This is a genomic window from Bacillus sp. S4 (genome assembly GCF_040838205.1).
Taxonomy (GTDB): Bacteria; Bacillota; Bacilli; order Bacillales; family Bacillaceae_G; genus Bacillus_A; species Bacillus_A cereus_U.
The window spans coordinates 1-2,632 of record NZ_JBFPJI010000407.1 but is presented as its reverse complement, the minus strand read 5'-3'; the positions used below and the strand labels follow the sequence as shown (position 1 = coordinate 2,632).

Below are 2,632 nucleotides of genomic sequence, written 5' to 3'. Positions count from 1 at the left end.
TTTTAACAAGTTTTTTATCATTGTTCGCATGAACATCGCATCAACTACAACTAAAATTTTTTGTGCCATTCTTTTCCGTTCTATACTTTATATGTATAAAAATAACTTAATAATTCAACTTATCATTCTCACTCATTATACCAAATAAAACGATTAAAATTTATATTTTTTTAAAAGAATTTCTGTATTTTTATTATTTTATTACTAAAATAGAAATATATTATTCCTTAATATATATTACAACGCGGCGGTTCTTCTCCCAATTTTGTGGTGAATCATTTGGTGCTACTGGTTTTGTGTCTGCATACCCTACCGCTGCTAACCTTTTATCATCCACATTATACACTTCAATTAAATGATGAATCATATTAGCTGCACGTGCTGAAGATAATTCCCAGTTGGAAGGGAATTTTTCATTATGAATCGGTCTGCTATCTGTATGTCCTTCTACAACAATTGGATTTGGTACCGATTGGAAGAACCCTACTAATTGACTAATTACTTCTTTCGCTTCCGGCTTAACATTCGCATCACCCGTATCGAATATTAAATTGTCTACTATAACGATGCTAACACCTGTATCTTCTCGATATACATTCACTTGACTAACACCATTATTATCCACATATGCTTTTAACTTTTTATACAATTCATCCATGCGCTTTTTTGAAACTGCTTTTTCATCATTTTTTTCATGTGAAATATCTGGTATTGTATTTTCCATTACTTTTGCATTTACTTGCTCCGCGTCACTGAACTTTTCAAGCATCTTTGATAATTTTACTGTATCTTGCTTTGAAGTCGCAACTAGTAATACAAAGAAAGTTAGCAATAACATCGTTAAATCAGTAAAAGTCGTCATCCAACGAGGCGATCCTCTTTGCGGTCGCTTGCTCATCATACCACTCCTCAAACTACTAGGCTGCTCGTTTTTCTTTTTTTATCTTCGTTTCATATACGTATGTATCAAGTTTTAACTTTAATTTGGAAGGAATTTGTCCTCGGTACAGCTCTGAAATTGCTTCTATTACAAACTTCTTCTCTGTATACAAATCTTCAATACCGCGATACACCTTTTCAGATAACGGTATTGCAATCATATTTGCAATCAAAGATCCATATAATGTCGTCAACATCGCAACTGCCATCCCTGTACCAATTTGTGAGGTATCTTGTAAGTTTTGCAACATAATAATAAGACCAATTAATGTTCCTATCATGCCCCATGCTGGAGCGAAATCACCAATTTTATCTAATAATGTTGCTCCTTTTCTTAACTCATACACTTCAGTTTCAACATCTTTCATTAACACTTCTTTTAATTCCACTTCATCATAGCCGCTTAACATTAAACGAATTCCCTTTTGAATAAAAGGATTGTCTACTTGCTCTCCATCAACTTCTAAAGAAAGCAAGCCATGTTTTTTAGACTTTTTCGAAAAATCAACGAACAAATCCGTTAACTGTTCTAAATCTTCTTCTCTTCTATGTAAAACAGTAAAAATACTTTTCGTATATTTTTTTATTTCTCCAAATCTATATGCCACAACGATTGTCGCTGTTGTTCCTCCTATAACGATTAAAATAGATGAAACATCTAAGAAGTTTTTAAAACCTTTTATTCCACCGCCGCCAAGCATGATTGCCGCTATTACAATCGCAAAACCTACTATAATGCCAATTGGGCTAGAAATGTCAAACTTCCTTTTTTTTCTTTGTGGTCTAGCTAATACTTGATTTTCGTCTCCCATATTCCTGCCCTTCCTTTTCATTTTTATAAAACATTTTTTTATTTTAATAATGCGTTTTCACATATAACATTCATTATACGCTTATCATCTATTTATCGCAATATACTCATAAAATTGACACATTTCATTTCCATATTAGAATTATAGTATAGAAATATGAGGAGGATCACGATGGAACATAAAATTTTGCAAGTCATTGCATTAGCAGAAAAACTAAAATATGAAATGCGACATAGTTGGCTTTCTAACGGACGTCAAGAAAGTGTTGCTGAACATACGTGGCGTATGTCCTTAATGGCTATCTTAGTTGAGCCTTATTTGGATCAAAAAGTACACATAGAAAAATTACTTAAAATGGTCATAATTCACGATCTTGTTGAAGCAGAAGCTGGTGATATTCCTGCCTTTGATACAATGAATAGCCATGAATTACAATTACAAAAACAAAAAAATGAGCAAAAGGCTATTTTAAATATTAAACATACACTAGAAGGTTCTCTTGGCGAAGAATTATACGATTTATGGATGGAGTTCGAAGCGAAAGAAACGTATGAAGCAAAAGTTGCTAACGCGCTCGATAAACTTGAAGTGAAAATTCAACATAACGAAGCTGATATTGATACTTGGCTACCAATTGAGCATAAAATGACTTTCCAAGTTGGTAAACATACAGATTTTGACTCTTTCTTGTCTAAATTACAAAAAATCATTGAACAAGACGGAGAAAAAAAATTAATCGCTGCCGGCATTGATGTTGAAGCATGCAAACAGTAACCATTTAATTATGAAATAAGACACTCATTTTGAGTGTCTTATTTCATAATTGTTGATATTGCCTGCTTATAAATAAGTTGTTGTTTTCCATCTACTAATATTAATAC

Annotated in this window: 4 protein-coding genes and 1 pseudogene; 1 reads left to right on the top strand and 4 read right to left on the bottom strand. The window is 32.5% G+C overall.

Features of this window, described 5'->3' with window-relative positions; genetic code table 11:
• From AB3X48_RS20855 to AB3X48_RS20845, 3 genes and pseudogenes are all read right to left on the bottom strand, one after another.
• Positions 1 to 69 (bottom strand): annotated as a pseudogene (locus AB3X48_RS20855) (two-component system response regulator); the annotation flags it as partial.
• A gap of 151 nt (positions 70 to 220) precedes the next feature.
• Positions 221 to 898 carry an OmpA family protein gene (locus tag AB3X48_RS20850; protein WP_016104379.1) on the bottom strand — a complete coding sequence of 226 codons (678 nt, stop codon included), beginning with the start codon at positions 896 to 898 and terminating at the stop codon, positions 221 to 223.
• Between the two features lie 19 nt (positions 899 to 917).
• A complete protein-coding gene (locus AB3X48_RS20845) occupies positions 918 to 1,751 on the bottom strand; it encodes a flagellar motor protein MotP (protein ID WP_016104378.1) in 834 nt (277 codons plus the stop codon).
• A 171-nt stretch (positions 1,752 to 1,922) separates the two neighbouring features.
• Here AB3X48_RS20845 and AB3X48_RS20840 point away from each other — a divergent pair, with 171 nt between their 5' ends.
• Positions 1,923 to 2,525, top strand: coding sequence for an HD domain-containing protein (locus AB3X48_RS20840; RefSeq protein WP_016104377.1), 603 nt, complete (start codon positions 1,923 to 1,925; stop codon positions 2,523 to 2,525).
• 38 nt (positions 2,526 to 2,563) lie between these two features.
• Here AB3X48_RS20840 and AB3X48_RS20835 read toward each other — a convergent pair.
• Positions 2,564 to 2,632, bottom strand: a 69-nt coding sequence (locus AB3X48_RS20835; RefSeq protein ID WP_367959896.1) for an RNA chaperone Hfq, incomplete at its 5' end; no start/stop codon positions are given.

What these genes read in the sequence shown, in the direction of transcription:
- AB3X48_RS20850 (WP_016104379.1), bottom strand. Translation starts at nt 898, where the DNA reads ATGAGCAAGCGACCGCAAAGAGGATCGCCTCGTTGGATGACGACTTTT.
- AB3X48_RS20845 (WP_016104378.1), bottom strand. Translation starts at nt 1,751, where the DNA reads ATGGGAGACGAAAATCAAGTATTAGCTAGACCACAAAGAAAAAAAAGG.
- AB3X48_RS20840 (WP_016104377.1), top strand. Translation starts at nt 1,923, where the DNA reads ATGGAACATAAAATTTTGCAAGTCATTGCATTAGCAGAAAAACTAAAA.